This window comes from Pectobacterium parvum, assembly GCF_020971565.1.
Taxonomy (GTDB): Bacteria; Pseudomonadota; Gammaproteobacteria; order Enterobacterales; family Enterobacteriaceae; genus Pectobacterium; species Pectobacterium polare.
The window spans coordinates 4,067,745-4,094,283 of sequence record NZ_CP087392.1; the positions used below are offsets into that span (position 1 = coordinate 4,067,745).

A 26,539-nucleotide genomic window follows, 5' to 3' on the forward strand; every position below is an offset into this window, starting at 1 on the left:
TTGCAAATCGGGTTTGGTGGAGCAGTAAAACGGGGAAGTAATAAGAAGAGGAAGGATGCGGATTATTTTGTCTGATTCGCGCTTTTCAACAGTTCATAGGCGGCCTGAATATCCTGCGCTTTGCGTTTGGCCATCTCCATCATCCTTGGCGAAAGCTTCTTGGCGACCAGCTTATCGGGATGATGTTCGCTCATGAGTTTGCGGTAGGCGCGCTTAATCGTCACGGCGTCATCGCTGCTGCGCACGCCCAGCGTACGACAGGCACTTTCGACTGTTGGCCCTCGCGGCGGTGAGGCTGGACGTTGGCCGCCATAAGAGTGTCCGTTGGAGTAGCCCCCGCTGGAGTGACCGTTACTGTGGCGCTGATGCGATTTACCGTTCTGGCGTGACTGATTCTGCCGCGACTGCTGCCCCGTGGTACTTTCCATATTCCGCAGAAAAAACTCAAACTGCTCACGCGTCACGCCCAGCTCATCGGCAATCACGTACAACACGCGTCGCTCGTTCGGATGCAGAACGCCATCAACAAACGCGACCTGAAGCTGAATTTCCAGAAACATCTTAATTAAATCAAAACGTCCCAGACAAGCATCGCGCAGCTTGCGTAATTTTATTCGCAGAGGGAAATGGGTGGTCTTTCCTTCGCGGAATGCCCGTTGAGCGGCAGCTCTGGCCTCACCAAACAGCTCAAGACGGTCCATCATTTTGGTCGCGATCTTGATATCAGCTTCCGTCACCCGGCCTTTGGATTTGGTCAGGTGTCCCATGGCCTGAAAGGTCGTGAGAAAGAACAATGACTGACGGGTAGACTGAGCGGAGAAATAATCACGGCGACGCGATGCCCGGGCTTTGTCAATCCAATGCCCCATCAGTAAGCCCATGATCATTCCCCAGATGCCAGCACTTGAGACGATTCCCAGCGCCAACCCCAGCAACTTTCCCCAATACCGCATATACTCCTCAAATCCTCATGCCGTCAGCCAAAAATTGCTTTATCATACCTGTCATTTATCTTTGCACCTAACGGCGGTGCGTATAGGCGGTGGGGATTTAACACTGGCGCAACGCTAACGAGTGATATAGTCTCTGACCGTTTGCCGGCATGATGCCCCTGATGACGGAACACCTGATACCACGTATGAAAAAAAGTTTCCCAACTCTGCTGGCCACTCTGGTTTGGTCGGCGCTTTACAGCCAGCACGCGCTGGCCGATCTCGCTCAACAGTGCATGCTGGGTGTACCTACGTACAACAGACCACTGGTAACAGGCGATCCCAACCAGCTGCCGGTCAATATTCAGGCCGACAAAACCGAAGCCAACTATCCCGACAATGCCAAATTCATCGGCAATGTTAACATCCAGCAGGGTAACAGCGTCATGACCGCCGAACAGGTGGAGCTGAACCAGTTGGATCCGGCAACGCAGGGTAGCACACCCACGCGTACTATTACCGCGACGGGAAATGTCCACTACGACGACAATCAGGTCATCCTGAAAGGCCCTAAAGCCTGGGCCAACCTGAACACCAAAGATACCGACGTCTATGAAGGCGACTATCAGATGGTGGGCCGTCAAGGGCGTGGTTCCGCCGACAAAATGAAAATGCGTGACAGCAATCGCTACACCATTCTGGAAAACGGCTCCTTCACTTCCTGTCTGCCGGGAGATAATAGCTGGAGTGTCGTCGGTTCGGAAGTGATTCAAGACAGAGAAGAGCAGGTTGCTGAAATCTGGAACGCGCGTTTCAAGATTGCTGGTGTACCTGTATTCTATAGCCCGTATTTACAGCTTCCTATCGGCGATAAACGACGCTCTGGCTTCCTGATCCCCAATGCAAAATATGGTAGCAGCAATGGCTTCGAACTGCTGACGCCCTATTACTGGAATATCGCCCCTAATTTTGACGCCACGATCACCCCGCATCTACAAACTAAACGTGGTATGCAGTGGCAGAACGAATTCCGCTACCTGACCACACCGGGTCTTGGTGTCATTCAGTTCGACTGGCTGCCCAGCGACAATGAATACGCCAAAGTCTCCCCGCAGGATGATAACGACACCCGCTGGCTGTTCCACTGGGGTCACAGTGGCGTGATGGATCAGGTGTGGCGTTTTGACGCGGACTACACGAAAGTCAGCGACGACCGCTACTTCACCGATCTAGACTCGCATTACGGTTCGACCACCGATGGCTACGTCGCCCAAAAGCTCAGCGCAGGCTATGCGAACCAAAACTGGAACACAACGCTGTCCACCAGACGGTTCCAGGTCTTTTCCAATGCGACCAGCCGCGACGTCTACCGTGCTGAGCCACAGCTCGATATCAATTATTACCAGAATGATATCGGCCCGATTGATATGCACCTTTATGGTCAGGCGGTAAAATTTACCAACGTCAACGACAATCGGCCGGAAGCGACTCGTCTGCACGTTGAGCCAACGCTGAATCTCCCGCTAGCAAACCGCTGGGCCAGTCTGAATACCGAAGCGAAGCTATTAGCGACGCACTATCAGCAGGACAATCTGGATCGCTATCGTGCCGATCCTACCGTCACCGACGTCAATAAAAACGCACTCCAAAGTTCCGTTAACCGTGTCATGCCGCAATATAAAGTCGATGGAAAAATGGTCTTTGAACGCGAAATGGACTGGTCGCAGGCCTATACCCAGACGCTAGAACCTCGCGCGCAATATCTCTATGTCCCCTATCGCGATCAGAGCAGCATCCATACCTATGACTCTACGCTGATGCAGACCGACTATTCCGGCCTGTTCCGCGATCGCAGCTACAGCGGCTTGGATCGCATCGCGTCCGCGAACCAGATTGCGACCGGTGTCACTACGCGTATTTATGATGATGCATTGGTTGAACGTTTTAACGCTTCTATTGGTCAAATCTATTACTTTGATCGTCCACGTACCGGTGACCGCAATACGTCACTCGATAAAAGTGATAACAACGGTAGCCAGGTGTGGGCCGGTGATTCCTTCCTGAAAATCGATGACAGTTGGGGCATTCGCGGGGGTCTGCAGTATGACAATCGTCTGAACGAAGTCGCGCTGGGCGACGCCGTGTTAGAATACCGTCGTGATGCAGAACGTCTGGTGCAGTTGAACTACCGTTACGCCAGCCCTGAATATATTCGCGACATGTTGCCGAACGTGACAAATCAGGGTTCTCAACAAGGTATTTCGCAGGTCGGTATCACTGCGAGCTGGCCGATCGTTGAACGTTGGGCGGTGGTTGGGGCTTATTATTACGACACCAAGGCTAATCAGCCAGCAAACCAGCTGATTGGTTTACAGTACAATACCTGTTGTTGGGCCGTGAGCGTCGGTTATGAACGTAAAATTACCGACTGGAACAGCGCCAGCCGCAGCAGCGAATACGACAACAAAGTGTCGTTTAATATCGAATTACGTGGTTTAAGCAGCAATTACGGTCTGGGTTCCGACAAAATGCTTCGCTCGGGTATTTTGCCTTACCAGCGCGCATTCTGATGCAATACGGAGTTCTTATACACTAAATAATTCGAGTTTCAGGAAGGCGGCAAGGGAAGGAATCCCGATGAGCTTACTCAAGTAAGTGATTCGGGTGAGTGAACGAAGCCAACGCACATGCAACTTGAAGTATGACGTGTATAGATGTAGCAAACAGGCTGTCTCACTGAAACGTTGGAACTTTTAACCCGCCTTGCGGATGAAATAATGGGAAAGGTATGAAGAACTGGAGAACGCTTATTCTCGGATTGGCACTGAGTGCCTCTACCGCGTTCGCAGCACCACAGGTGGTTGATAAAGTCGCAGCAGTGGTCGACAACAGCGTCGTGTTGGAAAGTGATGTAAACAGTCTTTTGCAGTCGGTAAAACTGAATGCCCAGCAGGCCGGGCAGCAGTTGCCGGATGATGCCACGCTGCGTCATCAGATTACCGATCGCCTGATCATGGATAACATCATCCTGCAAATGGCGCAGAAGATGGGTATTCAAGTGACGGATGAGCAGTTGAATCAGGCGATTACCAATATTGCCGCTCAGAACCGGATGTCTCTGGACCAGCTAAAAAGCCAATTGGCTTATGAAGGTCTGAACTACAACACCTACCGTAACCAGATTCGTAAAGAGATGCTGATTTCGGAAGTGCGTAACAACGAAGTCCGTCGTCGCATTACCGTACTGCCTCAGGAAGTCGATACGCTGGCTAAGCAAATCGCCACCCAGACCGGTGAAAACGATGAGCTGAACCTGAGCCACATTCTGATCCCATTACCGGAAAACCCGACTCAGCAGCAGGTTGATGAAGCGGAAAATCTGGCAACATCGCTGGTGAAGCAAATCAGTGAAGGCGCGGATTTTGGTAAGCTGGCCATTACTTATTCATCTGATTCTCAGGCGCTGAAAGGCGGCCAAATGGGCTGGGGCAAGCTGCAGGAGATCCCAACGCTGTTTGCCGAACGCTTAACGCAGGCGCAGAAAGGTCAGGTCGTCGGCCCGATCCGTTCTGGTGTAGGTTTCCACATTCTGAAAGTGAACGATATTCGCGGCGGTAACAAAAGCGTATCGGTAACTGAAACGCATGCTCGCCATATTCTGATCAAACCGTCTGTCGTCATGACGGACAGTCAGGCGCAAGCCAAGCTGGCCGAAGTGGCACAGCACATCAGAAATGGCAGCACCGATTTCGCTTCACAAGCCAAACTGCTCTCTCAGGACCCAGGTTCAGCGAATCAGGGCGGCGACCTTGGCTGGGCGTCTCCAGATATGTACGATCCAGCCTTCCGCGATGCGTTGTTGAAACTGAAGAAAGGCGAAATCAGTCAGCCTGTCCATTCCTCTTTTGGCTGGCACCTGATTCAACTGCTGGATACCCGTCAGGTTGATAAAACCGACGCGGCGCAAAAAGAGCAAGCGTACCGTATGATCTTTAATCGTAAGTTCGCTGAAGAAGCGCAAACCTGGATGCAGGAACAGCGTGCAGCGGCCTATGTCAAAGTGATTAATGGTGCCAGTAACTAATGCAGACTGAGAGCAATACGCCACGCGTTGTGATCACCCCCGGCGAACCCGCCGGGATTGGCCCCGATCTGGTGATTGCTCTAGCTCAGCAGGCTTGGCCTGTAGAGCTAGTGATCTGTGCGGATCCTGATCTGTTACTCAGTCGCGCATTGCAGTTGTCGATGCCGCTGACGCTGCGTGACTATCAACCCTGTCAGCCCGCACAGCCACAGCAGGCAGGTAGCCTAACCATTCTGCCGATCGCTGCACCGGCAACCATCATTCCAGGTGACTTGACTGTCGCTAACAGCGCTTATGTTGTTGAGACACTAGCACGTGCGTGTGATGGCTGTCTAAACGGCGAATTCGCCGCGCTGATTACCGGCCCGGTACATAAAGGCATTATCAACGATGCTGGTATCCCATTCAGCGGGCACACTGAATTTTTCGCCGATCGCAGTCACTGTGAACGTGTCGTCATGATGCTGGCAACGGAAGAACTGCGCGTCGCCTTAGCGACCACGCATCTGCCGCTTGCAGCTGTTTCTGCGGCGATTACCCGCCAGAGTCTGCACGAAGTCATCACGATTTTGCATCATGACTTGCAGACAAAATTCGGTATCGCTCAACCGCAAATCTATGTGTGTGGGCTAAATCCTCATGCCGGTGAAGGCGGCCATATGGGCCGTGAAGAGCTGGATGTGATTAACCCCGCGCTGGATGAACTACGGCAGCAGGGCATCACGCTGGTTGGGCCGTTACCTGCCGACACGCTTTTCCAGCCTAAGTATCTACAACACGCTGACGCCGTTTTGGCGATGTACCACGATCAAGGGCTCCCAGTTCTGAAATATCAGGGCTTCGGGCGCGCCGTTAATATCACGTTGGGGTTACCTTTTATTCGTACGTCGGTCGATCACGGTACAGCGCTAGAGCTGGCCGCAACCGGCAGCGCCGACCCCGGCAGCTTCATCACGGCATTAAATCTTGCCATTAAAATGATAAAACACAGTAATGAATAATCGCGTACACCAAGGTCACTTCGCCCGTAAACGTTTTGGGCAAAACTTTTTGAACGATCACTTCGTGATCGATAGCATCGTTTCGGCGATTCATCCTCAGCCAGGTCAAGCGGTCGTCGAGATCGGTCCCGGCCTCGGCGCGTTAACTGCGCCCGTTGGCGATCGGATGGATCGTTTTACCGTTATTGAGCTGGATAGGGATCTGGCAGCACGGTTGGAAAAACACCCAACCCTGAAAGATAAACTGACCATTATTCAGCAAGATGCCATGACGATCGATTTCGCCGCGCTCGCTGAACAGGCTGGGCAACCGCTGCGTGTTTTCGGCAACCTGCCGTATAATATTTCCACACCGCTGATGTTCCACTTGTTCACCTATACTCAATCTATCCGCGACATGCACTTTATGTTGCAGAAAGAAGTGGTTAACCGTTTAGTGGCGGGTCCGAACAGTAAAGCCTTTGGGCGTTTGAGCGTCATGGCACAATATTATTGCCAGATAATCCCGGTGCTTGAAGTGCCACCGGAAGCATTCAAGCCCGCGCCTAAAGTTGATTCTGCCGTCGTGCGACTTGTTCCTCATGCCGAGATCCCCTATCCAGTCAAGGATATCCGCGTATTGAGCCGCATCACGACGGAAGCGTTTAACCAGCGCCGTAAGACATTGCGTAACAGTCTGGGCAACCTGTTCACCCCAGAAATCCTCACCGAGCTGGGGATCAATGTCACCAGTCGCGCAGAGAATGTGACCGTTGAGCAATATTGCCGATTGGCGAACTGGCTGAGCGAGCATCCTGCAAAACAGGAATAACTGGAGTTCATCATGATTAATGCGCCCCGTGTTTGTTTACAGGTTCAGAGCTTCTACGTGGAATCACAGTCGGAGCCTGATGAAGAACGTTTCGTGTTTGCTTACACGATTACGATCCGCAATCTGGGGCGTCATGAAGTCCAGCTTTTGGGGCGTTATTGGCAGATCACCAACGGTAACGGTCGCCAGACTGAAGTTCAGGGTGAAGGTGTCGTCGGCGAACAGCCGATTATCCAGCCCGGCGGCGAATTCCAATATACCAGCGGTGCCGTCATAGAAACGCCTCTTGGCACGATGGAAGGCCACTACCATATGGTTGACCATCAAGGTAAAGCGTTTCAGGTCCCAATCCCCGTTTTCCGTCTGGCTATCCCTTCACTGATACATTAATTATGTCTACCTATTTAGTTGGCGATGTTCACGGCTGTTACGTTGAACTCAACGCACTATTGGCGCAAGTTTCCTTTAATCCAGAGCAAGATACGCTTTGGTTAACCGGCGATTTAGTCGCTCGCGGGCCGGATTCGCTTCAGGTTCTGCGCTTTGTTCGTTCCCTCGGTTCCTCTGTCCGTATGGTGCTTGGCAATCACGATCTGCACCTGCTAGCCGTTTATGCGGGTATCAGCCGTAATAAGCCGAAAGATCGTCTCAACGAGCTCTTTACCGCACCGGACGCCGACGAGCTTATCAACTGGCTACGCCGCCAGCCGATTCTACAGGTTGATGAAGAATTGAAGCTGGTGATGGCGCACGCGGGCATCACGCCGCAGTGGGATCTGCCGACGGCGCTGATGTGCGCACGCGAAGTCGAGTCGATCCTGAGCAGCGACAGCTACCCGCTTTTCCTCGATGCCATGTATGGCGATATGCCGAACCATTGGAGCCCAGAGCTCAGCGGTCTGGCTCGTCTACGCTTTAGTACCAACGTCTTTACCCGTATGCGCTACTGCTTCTCCGGCGGACAGCTGGATATGCTCTGCAAAGAGCCGCCAAGTCAGGCCCCTTCTCTGCTAAAACCGTGGTTTGAGCTGCCGAGCCAGGTTGCCGAGGAATACGCTATTGCCTTCGGACATTGGGCATCACTGGAAGGGAAAGGCACACCGGAAAACATTTACGCGCTGGATACCGGGTGCTGTTGGGGGGGAGAACTGACGATGCTGCGTTGGGACGATAAGCGCTATTTCACGCAACCATCACTCTCATCAAACACCGAACTCTCTGGCGAGATCGCACCCTTATCGGGTGAGTAAAGGCGAGAAAGCATTGACGCTATCGCCAGTGCTGGTTTCATAGAAAAGGGAAAGCCGTCCCAGACTGAGCCTTTTGGGATGGCGGCACGACCAACTCCTCGGTGGGAATCGACCAGATGCCACCGCCAAGAAACCCAGCTAAACCAACGGCTTCTACGTCGCCTGATGGTAATTCACGGCGGCGTGGATCGCTCAGACGGTCAGTATTCAGATTACTGTTTCTATTCGTCATGCGTACTGTCTCCTACCTATCAAACACTGCGACTCAACGGCATTTCGATTTAACGACGAAAGCCGTTACCCGTTTTGATACTAACGATGACAGATGACGGAAATGTGACCCTTTTCGTAGGCAATGGAGAGTTAGCCCCTCACTATGGTTGCTTATGGGCTTCAACGGCGGGTTTGGTCAGCGGTTGAGAAGCCGCAGAATATTGCACCACCAGCATCCCCATAATGATTAACGCGACACCCGCGATTCGCCCCAGCGTCGCAGGCTTCACTGCCAGCCCCATCAAACCAAAATGATCGATCATCAGCGATGCCACAACCTGACCGACAATCACACAGACGATAAAACCTGACGCCCCGAGCTTTGGCGTCAGCAATAATGCGGCGGTGATATAAGCCACGCCCGCCACTCCGCCCAGCCAGATCCACCACGGCCCCTGCAAGGCATTACCCAGCGCTGGCGTGGGCACCCGGGCAGCAAACAAAATCGGCAACAGCACGCAGATGCTGACCAGCAGGGACACCAGCGTTGCCCAAAGCGGATGACCTAACGAGCGCCCCAGCACCGCATTGCTGGCAGCCTGAAAAGGCACAATGCTTCCAGCAAGCACAGCAATACCCAGTGGCAGCAATGATGAGAGAGAAAAAGAAGAGAATAACGACATGGAGCCCCCTGATTCACAATATAAAGTTCACAACACAATTGGGATGTTCCAATACTCACTCATCCATTAAACTGATGGAAATTCGTAATTCATACGGAAGGCATTCATAGAATGGATGATTTACGTCGCATCGATATGAATCTACTGCTCACGCTTCATGCGCTGTTGACGGAAAAACACGTCACGCGAGCAGCGCTGCGCCTGCACCGCAGTCAGCCTGCCGTCAGCCATTCATTATCACAGCTTCGCCAGATTTTTAACGATCCGCTATTAGTTCGGCGTGAAGTCGGTCTGACGCTGACGACCCGCGCTCAGGCGCTACTCGGCCCGCTGGAACAGGCGCTTGATCAGTTGAACGCGTTGATCCAGACACCGCAGTTCGATCCGCGCCATAGCACGCGGCATTTCCGGTTAGCGCTATCTGATTACGGAACAAACGCAGTCTTGCCAACGCTCATGCGGCATCTACGCGTGCAGGCACCCGGTATTTCGCTGGCTGTCAGTCATGCCGGCCGTGAAATGATGCTGGCACAGCTGATCGATGGAGAAATCGACTTAGGCCTTGGCGTGTTCCCTGAACGCCCATCCGAGGTACACGCCGAGCTTCTCTTTGAGGAACAGTTCGCCTGTCTGGCCGACCGCACCACGCTGCCGAAAAACGGTACGCTGTCGTTTGAGGCATGGCTAGAACGGCCACATATTCTGGTCACGATGCATCCCGATTCAGCCAATGAAATTGACAGCGCGTTGGCTGCAAGCGGCCTAGCGCGCAACGTCGTACTGACGCTGCCCCACTGGCATGCCGCCATCAATCTCATTGCCGGTACTGACCTGATTTTGACCGCTGCACGGCGCAGCATGGCTCACATCACTACGCCAGACTTACACATTTTTACGCCGCCGTTCGTGATACCCAACTTTGCATTCCAGCAGGTATGGCATACGCGACGCGAGAGCGACCCTGCACATCGCTGGCTGAGAAAAGCCATTTGGGATAGCTGTCAGGTGGGGAAATAAAGCATCAGGTCAGAAACGAAAAAACCCGCAAAGGCGGGTTTAGCTATTCATCGACAGAATGTTATCGCAGGAAAGGCGCTTAGCGGCGTTCCAGAATTTCGAAGCAGTAACTGTGTGAGTTGCGCTCATCAGCATCATGGAATTCGCTGAAAACAGACTGCCATTCGTCCGGCTCATAGTCAGGGAAATGCGTGTCACCTTCCACTTCAGCATCGATGTGCGTCAGATAGAGGCGGTTAGCCTGCGGCAGCATTTGTTGATAGATACTGCCGCCGCCAATCACCATCACTTCCTCTACGTCGCCCGCCGTCGCCAGCGCAGCATCCAGCGAAGAGACCCAGGTCACACGATCGTCATCACCAGGATGATTGCTGACGACAATGTTCAGTCGGCCGGGCAGCGGCTGACCGATAGAACGGAAAGTATTACGCCCCATAATAATCGGCTTATTAAGCGTATTACGCTTAAACCATGCCAGATCGGCTGGCAAATGCCACGGCATCGCGTTTTCCATACCAATCACGCGATCCACTGCCAGTGCAGCAATCAAACTAATAACCATGGTGAAAAAACCCTATAGGTCAGAAAATTGCTGACACTATACACTAAATAATTCGAGTTGCATGAAGGCGGCGACACAGCGAATCCCCAGAAGCTTACGCCAGTAAGTGACTGGGGTGAGTGAGGAAAGCTAACGCACATGCAGCTTGAAGTATGACGGGTATATACGGAAAGCCCTTTCGCTCGTCAATATAGATACAAGACCGAAACGTAATATAAGCGTTTTATACTCCCGGCCGTTTACGGTAGAGCCAGATCCCCGGTAAAGACAGACCGATAGAGAGCGCGCCGACGATAAAACTGGCCTTCAGGAAATTGGTCATCATGGCGTTCATCAGCGCTTCGCTGTAGCCAAGATGCGAAATTTCCACCACCGAAATCATCGCCGTGTAGGCAGAAATGCCGGGGAACATCGGGATCACCGCCGCTACGGTAAAGACTTTCGGATGCGCCAGCAGCCAGCGTGACCAGCGAATACCGATGATGCCAATTAGGATCGCCGCCAAAAACGACGCCCACTCGATATTCATGCCGAAATGTATCGCCAGAAACCGTACGCCATGCCCGACACCGCCCAGCAGCGCACAGTAAGGCAGCACTTTCAGCGGTACGTTGAAGACCATCGCAAACCCCAACGCAGGGACTGCCGCCAGCACCATATCCTGCAACAGTGCCCACAGTAAACTTAAGCCCCTCCGCGTAGCCCCCACAGCGACATCGCCATCACGACCCCAATACAGGTTGCCAGAGTCAGTAAACTCGCGACCGTCCAGCGTGCCAGACCGGTATTCACGTGCCCTTTAAACATATCGGCCACGGCGTTAATCAGCGGGAAACCGGGAACCAGCAGCAGCACGCTCGCCGCCATCGCTACCGTCGAGGTTTGAGAAAAAGCGGGTAAACGCATCAACAGCCCGGATGCCGACGTCGCAACAAACGCTGTAATACAGAAGTTAATCAACGGATTCAGGTGTCGCGCCGTAAAGATCTGTCGGACATACATCGCCAGACCGCTGGCAATCAGCGTGATGATAAACGCATCCCACCCGCCACCGTTCAAACGGCTGAAGCAGCCACAGGAAAGCGCGACAACGGACACCATCAGCCAGCGCGGATAGCGCAGCGGTTTGATATTTCCCAGACGCTTTTCTACGCCCGCCACATCCAGCAGTTTATGCTCGGCCATGATGACCGCATGCTGAACTTCAATCACGACGTGCATATTAATGCCGCGATCCACATTCTTGCGTGTCGACGTCATACAATGCCCCTGCATGATGGTGGTCAGTACAATCGAATTTGCTGAGATGGAGCTCTCAACGCTATCAGCACCGAGCGCCATACCCAGCCGTGACGACAGCTGTTCAACCACCATACTCTCCGCGCCATGCTGTAACAGCAGCAGCGCACATTGAATGCACAGTCGGGTTATTTCCCGCTGCTGTGGCGCTTCATCCATCCGTTTTTCGCCACTTAGTAGTTTTGCACTACTTAATAGTTCACGGTTCTCACGTTCACTGACCATGTTGTTATCTCAACCTGCCCCTGAAATTAACCACAAAAAACCAAAGGATAATTGTTAACATATCGCCGCCGAATAACCAATAAGTGTGATGCGAATTCATTATTCTGACGCTATCATTGCAAACGTTCTTACTATTTCACTCTCTGGGATGACCATGTTAGAAACATCGCTGTTTGTCGCCACTATCGCCACGCTGGGGATGCTCTCTCCCGGCCCCGACTTTTTCCTCGTCATCAAGAACGCGACACGCTACCCACGCGTTGCCGCACTGATGACCGCGTTTGGCGTAATCTGCGGCGTGGCAACTCACATGGCATACTGCGTCGCTGGGCTAGCCGTCGTCATCACCACCACGCCGTGGCTGTTTAATGTACTGAAATATGCGGGCGCCGCCTATCTGATCTGGATCGGTATTCAGACATTATTATCGCGTGGCGGCGGCAAGATGGACATTTCACAACAGGGGCAGCAAAACGTCAGCTTGAAAAAAGCCTTCCTGCAAGGCTATCTCTGCAATCTGCTTAACCCAAAAGCCACACTGTTCTTTCTGGCGATGTTTACACAGGTGCTGAACATTCACTCCGGCCTTGGTGAAAAACTGTGGTACGCCATGATCATCTGGCTGCTTTCTGTCGTTTGGTGGCCACTGCTGGTGCTGCTTTTCCAAAGCGAACCCGTGCGGCGCGGACTGGCTAAAGCGCAAAGACTAGTGGATAAACTGCTGGGGACGGTGTTGATCGCGTTGGGTATCAAAGTGGCGCTGGGTTAACGCCTGAAATGTGATATCAGGCCAAGGGATGATTACAGAATACAAAATTTACGTTGAATAGCCCTTATCACACTTTCCCTGTGCTGATAAATAAACATGTGATCACCTGGAAAATTCTGTTGTTGAAAATGACCGCAGGCCAGTCTTTCCCAATCACTTACATCCTGTTGTTCTACCCAGCAATCATCTTCACCACTAAGGAATAACACTGGCGAAGAGCAACGGGTTTCCATAGGGAAAACCAGTTGGTTTGCAAGATACAAGTCGGCACGTAGAAGGGGAAAATAAAAATCAAGCAAGTCTGCATTGCTGTAAACCGCAGCGTGAATTGCTCCTGATTCACGTAACACTTCTATCATCGAGCTACGCGTCAACCTCAGCAAGTGATGGTGCCTAGCGGCATAAGGAGTAGTACACCCAGAGACAATGAGCTGTGCGGGCGGCTGAGAACTTTGCAACGTAACCGCCAGCGCCAATCTGCCGCCCAAGCTGTGCCCCAAATAGATACAGGGTTTGTCTTGTATCAGCCTCAGCGCCTGTACAATGTCATCAATCAGGCGCTGAGGCTGGCAAGCAAGCGTTTCTTGTATGCGTTCTTCGCGGCCAGGATACTGTACAGCAAACAGCTCTATATTCGGATGCAATTGCTCAGCCCATGAACGGAAAATGCTGGCGCTGCCCCCCGCATGGGGAAAACAAATTATCCGCACAGAGCCTTGACTATGCGGCGTGAATTTTTTTAGACAACGTTGAGCAGTGAGTAAATGCACCATGTATGTAGGCCTTCCTTACCAAAAACATTAAAAATAAAAGAAAGTGATCTCCCTTTTACTTAACAATTGATTGAATCCCACAGTTCTTCAAAGATCGGCGTAAATAACGTGGATTTTAAGTAATCAACTCCCGACGACCCTCCCGTACCTCTACGCTGACCAATCGTTCGCTCCACTAATTTAATGTGCCGATAGCGCCACTCTTGCAATAACGAATCCAGATCAAGGAGCTGGTTCAACAATAAGGATTCGCATGAGGGCTGTTCCAGAGAAGTTTTAATGACATTCCCAATACTATTGGTTGATCCTTCCAAGCGGTCAGTGCAACGCAATAAATGGTTTTTAACCGCCCCCCACAATGGTACCGGCCGCATAATATCTCTTAACTTCTGCTGGATATCTTCATTTTCAATGTGTTGCTGCAATTTCTTACCATTTTCTTTCCCCAGAAGAGCCTCGATTCCAGCAAACTGCCAAGACTGAAACCCGCTTGCAGTGCCTAGATAATGCCCACAGAGAACGTGTCATTGCCCAATGATTGCAAAGTCTGCGCAATACGATCAGAGACAGTCCACAATTGCCCATAACTGTATTGCTCATGCTCACAACAGACCGCAATATCGCCAGGCCTGTTATGAACAATACAACGAATCTGTTCTAGCAGCGTACCACGTGCACTCATATTCCCATTACTCGCCTGCTGCAGTAACCAGCGTTGTTCTGCTTCGCAAAGCGGATTGATCGACGCAAGTTTCGTCGTCGATGAACAAGTCAGCAATTCTCCCAAGATTTGAGCATAGTTACCCAATATCATCTGTATCGTCGCATGATGAAATAATTCTGAGGCATAGTGCAATTCAATCTCTAGACCATCATTTTCCAGACTGAAATTCCACGTCATATCGAACATGGAAAATCCAGATGTCACAGGCAGGCGCCGCAATGTGCAGCCATATAAATCCGTCTTACAAATATCCCCTGCATTTTGCAAAACCGCCATAATTTGAAAGAGTGGGTTTTTGTTCGATACACGTTCGTGATCGATTAAATGGAGGATCCGATCAAAAGATAGATACTGATGTCGCCAAGCATTTACACAGATCGATGACGTTTTACTAATTAAGCTCCCGATCGTCTCTTCTGTACTCAGTTCAGTTCGTAAAGGCACGGTGTTCACATGAAAGCCACTGACTGACTCGACATCCACATCGTCACGTGCAGCAATAGCTGTGCCGATGACAATATCCTGCTGATTCGTATATTTACTCAATAAATAGTTCAGTGCGGCAGTTAATATTACAAAAGGCGTTACCCCCCACTGCTTCGCTCGTTGTATCAAGCATTCTGCAAGAGCGGTATCAAATTGATAATGAGCATTCTCTCCTATATGGCTCGGCGATACAGAACGTGGCTTATCCAGTGGAAAATCCAGTTCTTTACACCCACTCAAATGTTGCTGCCAGTAGGCTGAATCGCCCTCATAGGGTCGCGTCATTCGGTTATTAACAAGGTCTATCGTCTGTATTTGCGGGGACAATATGGCCAATGATATATGGCGGTTCAAATCATTATATCTCTGCCACAAATCATTAAGGATTAAGCGTTCACTCCAAGCATCCGTAATGATATTGTGCTTCACCTAAATCAATACATGATGTGCTTCATCGAATTGCACCAATCGCAGAATAACAGGAGGACGTTCAGTAATATCAAATGGCGTAGCACACAAGCTTTTTACTAATGCATCCAGAGACTGATACTGGCTACCGATACAGTAATCACATAATTTCAACGACACATGAGGCTTAGCATACTGATACGCAACCCCCTGTGATTCACCGAATATTGTTCGCAAACTTTCATGCTTTTCATAGACAAAATTAACTGAATCCTCAAACAATTCCAGATCCAGTGGACCGCAAATTTCTACACAGACAGGCAAATTGTAACTACAGTCATCTGGGTTCAACGCACTCAGATACCACAAGAGATTCTGTTGTGGGTTAAGCGGTGCACGCCGCTCCTCACTAAGGAGAACGGTTGTATGAGCTACGGTGGCCTGTTCATCAATATACTCAGCTAGGCTGCGAATAGTATTATGCTGAAAGATATCCGCCAGATTCAGGCGACAATGAAGATCTCGGGAGGTCAACGCTACAATTCTACTCATAGTCAATGAATGTGCGCCCAGGCTAATAAAATCCTGGGTTACATCCACATAAGCACAGCCAATTGCATCAGCAACGATCCGCTCCAAAAGTGCTTCGGTCTCTGTTTCCGCCTTGGCAACTCTGCTATCAGCGTCCTCCAACGGCCTATTCTCAAGTTGCCGTCTATCAACTTTACCGTTGACGGTCAGCGGTAAAGTTGATAGAAAAACAAACGCACTAGGGATCGCCGCAGAATGAAGCTGCGTTATCAACGAATAACGTAAGATATCTGCTTGTAGCGTGGATGAAGATGGCTGCACAAATGCCACCAACACCTTGCCGACACGTTGCTTGCTAGCAACAACACAAACACTTTCAACCTGAGGATGGCGGCGAATAGCAGCCTCTATCTCGCCAATCTCAATACGAACCCCTCTGATTTTGACTTGATTGTCTTTACGGCCAATAAAAACAATATTGCCTTGCTCATCCCATTTAGCGATATCGCCAGTTTTGTAGATCCGTTCAGGATACGGATTACCTGGCAAAGGCAGCATCACAAATTTCTCATCGGATAGGGCTGGTTCATTCAGGTAACCATGGGCAAGGCCCACACCAGCAATACAGAGTTCCCCTTCAAAACCTATAGGTAAAAAATTGTGCTGGGCATCAAGAATGTAACAGCGATAATTTTTTAACGGCTTACCAATGCAATTCCATGCAACACCATCACGATATTCACACAAAGATGTTGCAATCGTCGCTTCCGTTGGGCCGTAGCCATTGCATAGTCGGGTTCGGCTAGACCACCAAGCGATCACATCCGCTGGCGGCGCATCCCCCATTACAATCATAGAACGAAGTCCATGCCAATCCTCATGTGGCAGCAGTTCAAGAATAGCGGGTGTGAGGGTGACGTGCCCTATTTCATTCTTTACCAAATATTGATGCAGTGCAGTAACATCAGAATGTAAGACATCAGGTGCTAAGTACACGGCAGAACCGCTAACAAAAGCACCAAATATATCCCAACCAAACGCATCAAACCCCAACGATGCAATACAAAGCACCCTACTTTCGAGCTTTAATCCTATAAAATCACGGTGATTTTGCGCGAGATTACTAAGCCCAACTCTCGTGACCATGACTCCTTTAGGTTTACCCGTCGTGCCTGAGGTATAGCAGATATAAGCCAGTCCTTCTGCGGGAGTCTGAAGTATTCGATTATCCACCTGTATTTGCGCAAAATTGATATTATCAGGATGTAGGCAAAGAGACTCTCCCGCCTGTAACAGAGTTTCTGCAAGAATCAACACTGGCCGCACATCATTCAGAATATGTTGGTTACGTGCCGCGGGAGCCTGTGGGTCAAGTAACACATAGGTTTTATTACTTTTCAAAATACCCAGTAGCACAATCAGCAATTGTGCGGATTTTTGCATAGATACGGCTATTACCGCGTTTGCCTGTCCACTCTGTTCCTGTAACCAACAGGCCATTTTGTCTGAGAGAGAATCCAATTCACCGTAGCTATAACTGCGTACATCCGTATGCAAAGCAATAGACGTTGGATACTCATTGGCTATGTTGCGAAACAAAGTAATGACATCATTTTTGAGCAGTGCTTTATCTTCCGTAGAATTAAACAAGCTCAACTGAGCCAGCTCTTCTGGTTCAACAACAATTGGCGCATAAACGGGATCCACGTCAGCCACCAGCAATGCACTCAGATAGCGGGTAAAATATTGAAAACGAAAATCATCTCCCATAACTTTAATCAAGGCACCATTACCTTGTGGGTGTATGCTGATCATAGTACGGGTTTGCACATATCTACTTTTTCTTAACGCTCCCGTTTCATTAAAAAAAAAGTGATATAGAGGTGGATTACCTGTCGATGTATTGACCGTCGAGAAATCAGTATCTGGTAACCAAATATGGTACGCAAAATCACTAGCACTCCCCCCATCCGTTTGATCACCGAAACGGCGTAGTAGAAGAGGAATCAACTTGCCAAGACGCTCTGGCGTTTCTGCAAAGAATTTTTCATCAAGTAAGTTAGATATTTCAAAATCATCAGGCACGCCTCCCCGTGAAAATTCAACAGTGATATCGGTAAGCTGATCTCTCACCCACTTAATTCTATATTGTGATTTATCTGTTTTTTCATTGAAAACACACTTACAAATACAACCAGAGTCCTCCTGACTAATAGAATAAAAAAATAAAAACTCAGCCTTCTCTAAAAAATCACTATCGCTAACAATGTCTTTATTTGATGCAATAAGAATGATATTTTTTGAGAACCCCTTCAACAACTCGATTTTATGAGGGTAATTTTCCGTTGTTACGATAAAATCAAACTGAGTATTAACACATGATGATTCAGAAAAAAAGCAAACCTGATGACCATATTCCATTACATCTTCAAAAAACGATTCACCAAGAAATAAATCACTAACAAAACCAATATTTAACATTTCCATAGAATATCCCTACAATATTAATTAGTCATGATAAATATCAACCATTCACCCTCTAATTAATCAAAAAAATACATTATTATTTTTTATCGGAAGATCAGAAAGAATACCTGCCTTATCAAGAGAAACTAACATTTGACCTGTAATGATATTATTGGTCTCCCAAGGTTTGGTCGTAACAGGAGGATAAGTGTCAGCAATAACTATAGAAATATTTTCTTCACTCATATTGAGTTCCTGCAAAACTCTCTCGCCAATAGACTTTGAAATAGTATTCGTTACATATCCTTAAATAAAAGAAACAATAGATTCCTTCATTGCATCCTTCATCGCGCAATCACTGTGCTCCCAAATATATTCAAGTACTCGCTGAGAAAAACGAGCATGGCGTCCTTCATCAGCAACATGATCTTTCATTACTAAGTAAAAAGATGGAAAGATATTTTCGTTATCAATTACATCAATTAAATCTGTCGTCAATGCTTGTTCTGAAAGTGAAACACAGAGCAGTCGGACTAAATCCTTCAATTCCTGAGGTACCAAACACAATGCTATCGTTAGAGCGTATGAGGCTTCAGTATATTCAGGCATAGATATCATTGCGGTATCGGTCATCTGTTCAACTTGATTGATCAAATCCAACGCAACCAAGGCATGGTAAGATTCATCCACGACAACGGTTAAAGCTTCTAATCGCATTTCCTCTGGAAAATGTACCCCAACTGCATTTTTATAAAGCTTATAACTGGATTCATTTATAATATCTAATTCAATATTAGCAATGCCGTACAAATAATGATAAAAAGTCTGTATCTGTATGTATCGAATTGCATCCTCTCCCAATTCAATTACAAGAGGATGTATACAAATTGGTAAACGCTCGGGAGGAAAGAAAAGGGTAGCTAGTTTAGCTTGTTCATTAATAACACAGCGTGGTCGAGATCTAACAATGGCAGCGCGATCCCATTTCTTTAACGTGTTTTCTATCATATTCATACTAGCACCCTTATTTAATAAAGCTCAAATTCAGCATCTGATTTAGGATAAGAACAACAGGCAAGAATAACGTTCTCTTTTATTTCATCGTCAGTTAATGATGTTTGGTTTTTTTGATGAACATGTCCTCTAAGCAAAATTATTTTGCAACAACCACACTGACCTTTTCGACATAAACTTGGGATGTTTAACCCCTTAACTTCCAAACTATCTAATAATGAAATATCAGAGCGACATAAACCAATATCTACTCCTTCAAAAAAAACCTGATAACAATCAGATTTTATTATTTCCGACATAAAAAACCTCCAAGACCAGAAAAAACACTCATCCATTTAAAATATAAAGCCTAAAAATATTTCCAATCGTTTATTATCACTATATTAAAATACACGTAGCAATACCGTTCACCATTGAAATTAAAGGTGGGGAATAAAATAATCGTGAAAGCATAAATTTTCAGTAATAATTAAATAAAGCTATTGGTAATTTTCTGATTTTTCTATGCACTGTCTTTTTTCTTCATATACAACGATCAATGCTAGAAATAGCATACACAGGCTGCTCAGCGTCAACACCATACCTAACCGCTGCGAAAAACCAGCAATGACCAATCCTCCTCCAAGCATTAGATAATACATCAATCCAAGGATTGCTCCGGCAGTGCCCATGCACTCTTTATAATGACGGAGAGCACGCGCCAAAATATTAGGGATAGCCATGCCATAGGCCATTACTACCAGTAGCATAGCCAGCACAAACCAAGGAGTATCTTCCATCATAAAAACCAATCCTCCTCCTACCAACGCCAATACACACGCCAGCATCAATAACGCAGAAAAGAGCCAATTCCTAGCAACGAGTGATTTATTTACTATCGCACCAATAGCCACCCCAGCGGCTAGTACCACACCTGTATAGCCAAACCATTGTTGTGGGATATTAAGTACTTCAAAACGAAATGGGGCAAGTTGGTAATAGCTGAACATACAAATGTTGAACAGCGCTACCAGCAATGCGCTGCACCAAATATCGCCATCTTTTATCATACGTCTAAGCGTACTGATGAAGGCACTTGGTGCTGTCTGTAGCGGTCGTGTTTCCGGCAATCGCCATGTAGCGTAACAAAGTAGCAGTGCAGCTAAAATTGCAAGGCCAGTAAATACTCCCTGATAGCCCCAGTAGTGTGTCAGTAGCGCTCCACTCAACACTCCAACGGCTGGACTAATCGCCATCGCAATTCCCATCAGAGAAAAGACCTGTGCCAATTCGTGACCATCAAAACGATCGCGGATAACCGTTTGTGTACCAACGGATCCCACTGCTGCACCAAACGCAGCCAAAATGCGAGCAGCAAGTAAAATAGCAAAAGAGCTACAAAATACAGCAATAATGGAAGCCAACATGTATAGCCCTAGCCCCGATAAAATTGCAGGGCGTCTCCCGATCACATCACACATACGCCCCCAAACGACTACACCAATAGCAAAGGCGAAAAAATAGAAGGATAACGTTTGTGCGGCTGCTCCAGCACTGACATGAAAACCTTCGGCAATATGCGTTAGCGCTGGGCTATAGATGGTTTCCACAACTTGAGGAAACATCATCATCGAGGTCGCCAAAGTCAGAGTCAATTTGCGTTGCATAATGAGCCATGTAACTGATTTGTTAAAGGATAAGATAAAATAGCATAATCGCTCATTCGACATTACAATATAAAGGACATAAAATTTACAAAATCAGACATTGTATGGCATGGATTACCGCTGAATCAGAATTCAGTCCAGATAGGTATGAGAGTAGCGTCGTAGGTATCGCATCTGAGCTAGCACAACACGATTCTGGCATCCATTGGCATAAAATGGGTCAGCTACTCTTCAGCCAGCAAGGGTGTATGCGTATTACCCTTAACGAAAGTGTCTGTTTTTTACCACCAGCACGCATCGCCTGGATTCCCTCAAGAGTTGTTCACCGAGTACAAATACGTGGTGTGGTGGGCTATCGCTCAGTGTACCTTGATCAGACACGCTACCCGACTCTTGCAGAGCGTGTCGAAGTACTTAACGCCACGCCACTTTTACGGGAAGCCCTAGAGCGAATTGCTTTTGCTGATTTTGCAACCGACTGGCAGCACGGTTCTGCCAAGAATATTCTGGCCGTTTGTCTAGACGAACTTCAGTGTGCCCACCGTGAACTCACTGTTCTTCCGTTACCGAAAGATAGGCGGCTACAATGTTTAAGCAAAATGGAATCCCCCCCGCCATTGCACACACTGGCACGTTACAGCGGAGCATCAGAGAAAACGATCAGTCGTATCTTGAGCCGAGAAACGGGGCTCAACTATCAACAATGGCGCCAGCAATGGCGACTGTTCAAAGCAATTGAATTATTAGTGGAAACCCGTCCACTTTCTGAAATTGCCAGTATTCTTGAGTTTTCTAACGATAGTGCCTTCGCTACATTTTTCAAGAATATGACAGGAAAAACACCAAAGGCCTATATGGCAAACCGAGACTGATCGTACAGAAAAAGAAAAACCAGATAATTAAATATCCAGTCGAGAACACAAAATTCCCTTCATTTAATCGACGTCGTCCAATACGAGCTAAAGCACAGAAATTAGTGGATAAACTGCTCGGCACGGTATTGATCGCGTTGGGTATCAAAGTGGCGCTGGGTTAACACGCAAAATGGCCCCATGAAAAAAGCCAGCGCTGTTACCAACGCTGGCTTTTATTATCCGCTTACCGCCGCTTACGGAAGTCGGTCAATCAGCCTTTAATCATCGCATGCATTTCCTGCACGGAAGTGACCTTCTCCGTCGGATCTGCCGTCAACGACATTGCCGTAGCAAAACCGCCGTTCAGCGTCGTGTCGTAGTGCACCTTGTATTGCAGTGCGCTGCGGCGAATCAGCTTGGAATCTTCAATCGCCTGACGCCCTGCGGTGGTGTTGACGATGTAGGTGTACTCACCGTTCTTGATGCGATCCTGAATGTGTGGACGACCTTCATGCACCTTGTTCACCAGACGCGGATTAATGCCCGCTTCGCCAAGCTCAATTGCCGTGCCGTGCGTCGCATCCAGCTCAAAGCCGTATTTCAGCAGCTTGGCCGCCAGATCCACCACGCGAGCTTTGTCGCCTTCACGTACCGACAACAGCGCACGTCCGGTTTTCTTCATGTGCGAACTGCTGCCCAGCATCGCTTTAGCAAACGCTTCAGCAAACGTGCGGCCTACGCCCATGACTTCACCGGTTGAACGCATTTCTGGCCCCAGAATCGGATCAACGCCAGGGAATTTGTTGAACGGCAGCACCACTTCTTTTACCGAGTAATACGGCGGGATAATTTCTTTCGTGACGCCCTGCTCAGCCAGCGTTTTGCCAGCCATCACGCGTGCCGCGACTTTCGCCAGCGGAACACCGGTTGCTTTAGAGACAAACGGTACGGTACGCGCCGCACGTGGGTTCACTTCAATCAGATAAACTTCATTATCCTTCACCGCGAACTGCACGTTCATCAGTCCGCGAACGCAGAGTTCAAACGCCAGTTTTTCAACCTGCTGGCGCATCACGTCCTGAATCTCTTTGCTCAACGTATAAGCCGGCAGTGAACAAGCCGAGTCACCGGAGTGAACGCCCGCCTGCTCGATATGTTCCATAATGCCGCCAATCAGCACGCGCTCGCCGTCACAAATCGCATCAACGTCGACTTCGATGGCATCGTCAAGGAAGCGGTCTAACAGCACCGGCGCATCGTTGGATACGCTAACCGCGTTTTGGAAGTAGCGACGCAGGTCGATTTCGTCGTACACGATTTCCATCGCGCGGCCGCCCAGAACATAAGAAGGACGGACAACCAGCGGGTAACCAATGCCACGCGCTTTTTCTACCGCTTGCTCAATGGTCGCGACCGTGGCGTTAGCCGGTTGCTTCAGCCCCAGACGATTAACAGCCTGTTGGAAACGTTCGCGGTCTTCTGCACGGTCAATCGCATCCGGGCTGGTGCCGATAACTGGCACACCCGCAGCTTCCAACGCACGCGCCAGTTTCAATGGCGTCTGGCCACCGTACTGCACAATCACGCCTTTTGGCTTCTCGATGCGGACGATTTCCAGCACGTCTTCAAACGTTACTGGTTCGAAGTACAGACGGTCAGACGTATCGTAGTCTGTTGAAACGGTTTCCGGGTTGCAGTTGACCATGATGGTTTCATAACCATCTTCACGCAGCGCCAGTGAAGCGTGGACGCAGCAGTAGTCAAATTCGATCCCTTGACCAATACGGTTCGGCCCACCGCCCAGTACCATGATTTTGTCACGATCCTGAGTTGGATTGGCTTCACACTCTTCTTCGTACGTGGAGTACATGTAAGCTGTATCGGTCGAAAATTCTGCCGCACAGGTATCGACACGCTTATAGACCGGATGCAGGTCGAACTTATCGCGCAGCTTGCGAATTTCGCTTTCCGCCACGCCAGCCAGCGTCGCCAGACGCGCATCGGCAAAGCCTTTACGCTTCAATGCCCGCAGGAAATCAGCATCCAGCGCGGTGACACCTTTTTCAGCGACCTGCTCTTCCAGACGCACCAGCTCTTCAATCTGCACCAGGAACCAGCGGTCAACGTTGGTCAGGTTAAACACGCCGTCGACAGACATCCCCGCACGGAAGGCATCGGCGATGTACCAGATACGCTCGGCACCGGCATCTTTCAGCTCGCGGCGGATTTTGGTCAGCGCTTCTGGATCGTCCAGATCCACTTTCGGATCGAAGCCGGTTGCGCCCACTTCCAGGCCACGCAGCGCTTTCTGCAAGGATTCCTGCTGCGTACGACCAATCGCCATCACTTCACCCACAGATTTCATCTGCGTGGTCAGACGGTCGTTAGCACCAGCGAATTTTTCGAAGTTGAAACGTGGAATCTTAGTCACAACGTAGTCGATAGCAGGTTCGAAGGACGCTGGCGTACGACCACCAGTGATGTCGTTCATCAGCTCATCGAGCGTGTAACCCACAGCCAACTTGGCCGCGATTTTCGCAATCGGGAAGCCCGTCGCTTTAGACGCCAGCGCGGAAGAACGTGATACACGCGGGTTCATTTCGATGACAATCAGACGGCCGGTTTTCGGGTTTACCGAGAACTGAACGTTAGAACCGCCTGTTTCTACGCCGATTTCACGCAGTACCGCCATCGAGGCGTTACGCATGATTTGATATTCTTTGTCGGTCAGCGTTTGTGCCGGTGCAACGGTGATGGAGTCTCCGGTGTGGATCCCCATGGCATCGAAGTTCTCGATTGAGCAGACGATGATGCAGTTGTCGTTCTTATCACGCACCACTTCCATCTCATACTCTTTCCAACCGATCAGCGATTCATCGATCAACAGCTCTTTGGTTGGGGAAAGATCCAGACCACGTTCGCAAATCTCTTCGAACTCTTCACGGTTGTAAGCGATACCGCCACCAGTGCCGCCCATCGTAAAGGAAGGACGGATGATGCACGGGAAGCCGACGTCAGCCGCAACCGCCAGCGCTTCTTCCATATTGTGTGCAATACCGGAACGCGCGGTATCCAGACCGATCTTCTTCATTGCCACGTCGAAGCGGCGGCGATCTTCTGCTTTATCAATCGCATCCGCCGTTGCACCAATCATGGTCACGCCGAATTCGGCCAGCACGCCCTGACGTTCCAGTTCCAGCGCACAGTTCAGCGCAGTCTGGCCGCCCATTGTTGGCAGCACCGCATCTGGGCGCTCTTTTTCAATGATTTTGCGCACTACTTCCCAGTGAATCGGCTCGATGTAGGTCGCATCGGCCATTTCTGGGTCGGTCATGATAGTTGCCGGGTTGGAGTTCACCAGAATAACGCGGTAACCCTCTTCACGCAGCGCTTTACACGCCTGTGCACCAGAGTAGTCAAACTCACACGCCTGGCCGATAACAATCGGGCCTGCGCCCAGAATCAGGATGCTTTTAATATCTGTACGTTTTGGCATTTTCTCGCTCCTGATTATTTAGCTGAAGAACGGTAAGTCTGAATCAAGTCAATAAAGTGGTCGAACAGCGGCGCGGCATCATGCGGGCCTGGGCTCGCTTCTGGGTGACCCTGGAAGCTGAACGCGGGCTTATCCGTGCGGTGAATCCCCTGAACCGTATGGTCAAACAGGGATTTATGCGTAACGCGCAGCGTGGCAGGCAGATTATTTTCATCAACCGCAAAGCCGTGGTTCTGCGCGGTAATCATCACACAGTTGTTATCCAGATCTTTGACCGGATGGTTGCCACCGTGGTGGCCCAGCTTCATTTTGATGGTCTTCGCACCGCTTGCCAGTGCCAGCAGTTGGTGGCCCAGACAAATACCGAATACCGGAATATCCGTTTCCAGGAAGGTTTTGATCGCACGAATCGCGTAGTCGCACGGTTCCGGGTCGCCCGGGCCGTTAGAGAGGAAAATGCCGTCTGGATTCAGCTTCAGTACGTCCTCAGCAGGTGTCTGCGCCGGAACGACCGTCAGGCGACAGCCGCGATCCACCAGCATACGCAGAATGTTGCGTTTCACACCGTAGTCATAAGCAACAACGTGGTAAGGCAGTTCGCTTTCGTTTTTTGCCGCCGGCAATTCATCTTCCAGCGTCCAGCTTCCCTGTAACCAGCTGTAGCTTTCTGGCGTCGTCACTTCTTTTGCCAGATCCATGCCCTTCAGCCCAGGGAACGCTTTCGCTTTCTCCAACGCGACGGCAGCATCCGGTGCATCACCCGCAATGATGCAGCCATTCTGTGCGCCTTTTTCACGCAGCAGACGGGTCAGTTTACGGGTATCGATATCAGCAATGGCGACGATGTTGTTGCGTTTGAGGTATTCAGACAGGCTTTCTTCACTACGGTAGTTGCTGGCAATCAGAGGTAAATCGCGAATCACCAGGCCTTGAGCCTGTACAGAGGGGGATTCTTCATCGTTGGCATTGGCGCCGACATTACCGATATGGGGATAAGTGAGAGTGACAATCTGGCGGGAATAGGAAGGATCAGTAAGGATTTCTTGATAACCGGTCATCGACGTATTGAAGACCACTTCCCCCACTGCCGACCCTTCTGCCCCAATGGCCCGACCGTGGAATTGGGTTCCGTCTTCCAGAACCAATAGCGCTGACTTAATCAAAACACCCTCCAAGGAATAAACAATCACGTTATTTGCATATTAATTCAGATTTGAGTCACTAAATCAATGCAAAAACTACCTGTAAGGCCAATTTTTGGCAAATTGGGCGCATTTTAATGATGGTCTTCCCGA

Annotated in this window: 23 protein-coding genes and 2 pseudogenes; 10 read left to right on the plus strand and 15 right to left on the minus strand. The window is 49.5% G+C overall.

The window, feature by feature from the left end:
• Positions 1–62: 62 nt before the first annotated feature.
• On the minus strand, positions 63–953 hold the full coding sequence (djlA, locus tag LOZ86_RS18310) for a co-chaperone DjlA (protein ID WP_039483414.1): 891 nt from the start codon (positions 951–953) through the stop codon (positions 63–65).
• Between the two features lie 185 nt (positions 954–1,138).
• Between djlA and lptD the strand changes: the two genes are divergently transcribed.
• From lptD to apaH, 6 genes are all read left to right on the plus strand, one after another.
• A complete protein-coding gene (gene lptD / locus LOZ86_RS18315) occupies positions 1,139–3,502 on the plus strand; it encodes an LPS assembly protein LptD (protein WP_039483691.1) in 2,364 nt (787 codons plus the stop codon).
• 218 nt (positions 3,503–3,720) lie between these two features.
• The gene (gene surA, locus LOZ86_RS18320) at positions 3,721–5,016 is read left to right on the plus strand and encodes a peptidylprolyl isomerase SurA (RefSeq protein ID WP_230242582.1); all 1,296 of its coding nucleotides are present in this window, start codon (positions 3,721–3,723) and stop codon (positions 5,014–5,016) included.
• Entirely contained in the window at positions 5,016–6,017 is a 1,002-nt protein-coding gene (gene pdxA, locus LOZ86_RS18325) for a 4-hydroxythreonine-4-phosphate dehydrogenase PdxA (protein ID WP_039483407.1), read from the plus strand. Before surA ends, pdxA begins: the two co-directional genes overlap by 1 nt.
• The gene (rsmA, locus tag LOZ86_RS18330) at positions 6,010–6,828 is read left to right on the plus strand and encodes a 16S rRNA (adenine(1518)-N(6)/adenine(1519)-N(6))-dimethyltransferase RsmA (protein WP_039483405.1); all 819 of its coding nucleotides are present in this window, start codon (positions 6,010–6,012) and stop codon (positions 6,826–6,828) included. Before pdxA ends, rsmA begins: the two co-directional genes overlap by 8 nt.
• Before the next feature lie 12 nt (positions 6,829–6,840).
• On the plus strand, positions 6,841–7,218 hold the full coding sequence (gene apaG / locus LOZ86_RS18335) for a Co2+/Mg2+ efflux protein ApaG (protein ID WP_039483402.1): 378 nt from the start codon (positions 6,841–6,843) through the stop codon (positions 7,216–7,218).
• A 2-nt stretch (positions 7,219–7,220) separates the two neighbouring features.
• Entirely contained in the window at positions 7,221–8,078 is an 858-nt protein-coding gene (gene apaH, locus LOZ86_RS18340) for a bis(5'-nucleosyl)-tetraphosphatase (symmetrical) ApaH (RefSeq protein WP_039513085.1), read from the plus strand.
• Between the two features lie 37 nt (positions 8,079–8,115).
• Here apaH and LOZ86_RS18345 read toward each other — a convergent pair whose 3' ends face one another.
• Both LOZ86_RS18345 and LOZ86_RS18350 read right to left on the minus strand, forming a co-directional pair.
• The gene (locus LOZ86_RS18345; protein WP_072012364.1) at positions 8,116–8,310 is read right to left on the minus strand and encodes a hypothetical protein; all 195 of its coding nucleotides are present in this window, start codon (positions 8,308–8,310) and stop codon (positions 8,116–8,118) included.
• Positions 8,311–8,452: 142 nt separating this feature from the next.
• On the minus strand, positions 8,453–8,974 hold the full coding sequence (locus LOZ86_RS18350) for a DMT family transporter (protein ID WP_039483399.1): 522 nt from the start codon (positions 8,972–8,974) through the stop codon (positions 8,453–8,455).
• A gap of 111 nt (positions 8,975–9,085) precedes the next feature.
• On the opposite strand from LOZ86_RS18350, the gene LOZ86_RS18355 reads away from it, so the two are divergent.
• Entirely contained in the window at positions 9,086–9,991 is a 906-nt protein-coding gene (locus LOZ86_RS18355; RefSeq protein WP_039483396.1) for a LysR family transcriptional regulator, read from the plus strand.
• 79 nt (positions 9,992–10,070) lie between these two features.
• Here the strand turns inward: LOZ86_RS18355 and folA are convergent, their stop codons facing one another.
• From folA to LOZ86_RS18370, 3 genes are all read right to left on the minus strand, one after another.
• Positions 10,071–10,553, minus strand: a complete 483-nt coding sequence (gene folA, locus LOZ86_RS18360) for a type 3 dihydrofolate reductase (RefSeq protein WP_039483393.1) — start codon at positions 10,551–10,553, stop codon at positions 10,071–10,073.
• A gap of 223 nt (positions 10,554–10,776) precedes the next feature.
• Positions 10,777–11,211, minus strand: coding sequence for a threonine/serine exporter (locus LOZ86_RS18365; protein ID WP_230243174.1), 435 nt, complete (start codon positions 11,209–11,211; stop codon positions 10,777–10,779).
• A 26-nt stretch (positions 11,212–11,237) separates the two neighbouring features.
• The gene (locus LOZ86_RS18370; RefSeq protein WP_230243175.1) at positions 11,238–12,011 is read right to left on the minus strand and encodes a threonine/serine exporter family protein; all 774 of its coding nucleotides are present in this window, start codon (positions 12,009–12,011) and stop codon (positions 11,238–11,240) included.
• A gap of 220 nt (positions 12,012–12,231) precedes the next feature.
• Between LOZ86_RS18370 and LOZ86_RS18375 the strand changes: the two genes are divergently transcribed.
• Positions 12,232–12,846: a LysE family transporter gene (locus LOZ86_RS18375; RefSeq protein ID WP_039483389.1), complete on the plus strand. Its 615-nt coding sequence runs from the start codon at positions 12,232–12,234 to the stop codon at positions 12,844–12,846.
• Between the two features lie 32 nt (positions 12,847–12,878).
• On the opposite strand, the gene LOZ86_RS18380 is transcribed toward LOZ86_RS18375, so the two are convergent.
• The 7 genes and pseudogenes from LOZ86_RS18380 to LOZ86_RS18405 form a co-directional block, all read right to left on the minus strand.
• On the minus strand, positions 12,879–13,619 hold the full coding sequence (locus LOZ86_RS18380; RefSeq protein WP_052237774.1) for a thioesterase II family protein: 741 nt from the start codon (positions 13,617–13,619) through the stop codon (positions 12,879–12,881).
• Between the two features lie 59 nt (positions 13,620–13,678).
• On the minus strand, positions 13,679–13,993 hold the full coding sequence (locus LOZ86_RS21590; RefSeq protein WP_225969804.1) for a tryptophan 2,3-dioxygenase family protein: 315 nt from the start codon (positions 13,991–13,993) through the stop codon (positions 13,679–13,681).
• A gap of 125 nt (positions 13,994–14,118) precedes the next feature.
• Positions 14,119–18,255: pseudogene (locus LOZ86_RS18385) on the minus strand (amino acid adenylation domain-containing protein).
• A 60-nt stretch (positions 18,256–18,315) separates the two neighbouring features.
• A complete protein-coding gene (locus LOZ86_RS18390; protein WP_156890162.1) occupies positions 18,316–18,480 on the minus strand; it encodes a hypothetical protein in 165 nt (54 codons plus the stop codon).
• Positions 18,481–18,540: 60 nt separating this feature from the next.
• A complete protein-coding gene (locus LOZ86_RS18395) occupies positions 18,541–19,248 on the minus strand; it encodes a diiron oxygenase (protein WP_165708205.1) in 708 nt (235 codons plus the stop codon).
• 14 nt (positions 19,249–19,262) lie between these two features.
• The gene (locus LOZ86_RS18400) at positions 19,263–19,547 is read right to left on the minus strand and encodes a 2Fe-2S iron-sulfur cluster-binding protein (protein ID WP_165708202.1); all 285 of its coding nucleotides are present in this window, start codon (positions 19,545–19,547) and stop codon (positions 19,263–19,265) included.
• A gap of 180 nt (positions 19,548–19,727) precedes the next feature.
• The gene (locus LOZ86_RS18405; RefSeq protein WP_039487122.1) at positions 19,728–20,894 is read right to left on the minus strand and encodes a multidrug effflux MFS transporter; all 1,167 of its coding nucleotides are present in this window, start codon (positions 20,892–20,894) and stop codon (positions 19,728–19,730) included.
• A gap of 104 nt (positions 20,895–20,998) precedes the next feature.
• Between LOZ86_RS18405 and LOZ86_RS18410 the strand changes: the two genes are divergently transcribed.
• Both LOZ86_RS18410 and LOZ86_RS18415 read left to right on the plus strand, forming a co-directional pair.
• On the plus strand, positions 20,999–21,766 hold the full coding sequence (locus tag LOZ86_RS18410) for an AraC family transcriptional regulator (RefSeq protein ID WP_039487123.1): 768 nt from the start codon (positions 20,999–21,001) through the stop codon (positions 21,764–21,766).
• Positions 21,767–21,843: 77 nt separating this feature from the next.
• A pseudogene (locus LOZ86_RS18415) lies at positions 21,844–21,930 on the plus strand (LysE family translocator); the annotation flags it as partial.
• An 89-nt stretch (positions 21,931–22,019) separates the two neighbouring features.
• Here LOZ86_RS18415 and carB read toward each other — a convergent pair.
• Together carB and carA are read right to left on the minus strand one after the other, a co-directional pair.
• Positions 22,020–25,244 (minus strand): carbamoyl-phosphate synthase large subunit, encoded by a 3,225-nt coding sequence (gene carB / locus LOZ86_RS18420; RefSeq protein WP_039487125.1) that lies wholly within the window; start codon positions 25,242–25,244, stop codon positions 22,020–22,022.
• 14 nt (positions 25,245–25,258) lie between these two features.
• Positions 25,259–26,407, minus strand: a complete 1,149-nt coding sequence (gene carA, locus LOZ86_RS18425) for a glutamine-hydrolyzing carbamoyl-phosphate synthase small subunit (protein ID WP_039487192.1) — start codon at positions 26,405–26,407, stop codon at positions 25,259–25,261.
• Between the last annotated feature and the right edge of the window lie 132 nt (positions 26,408–26,539).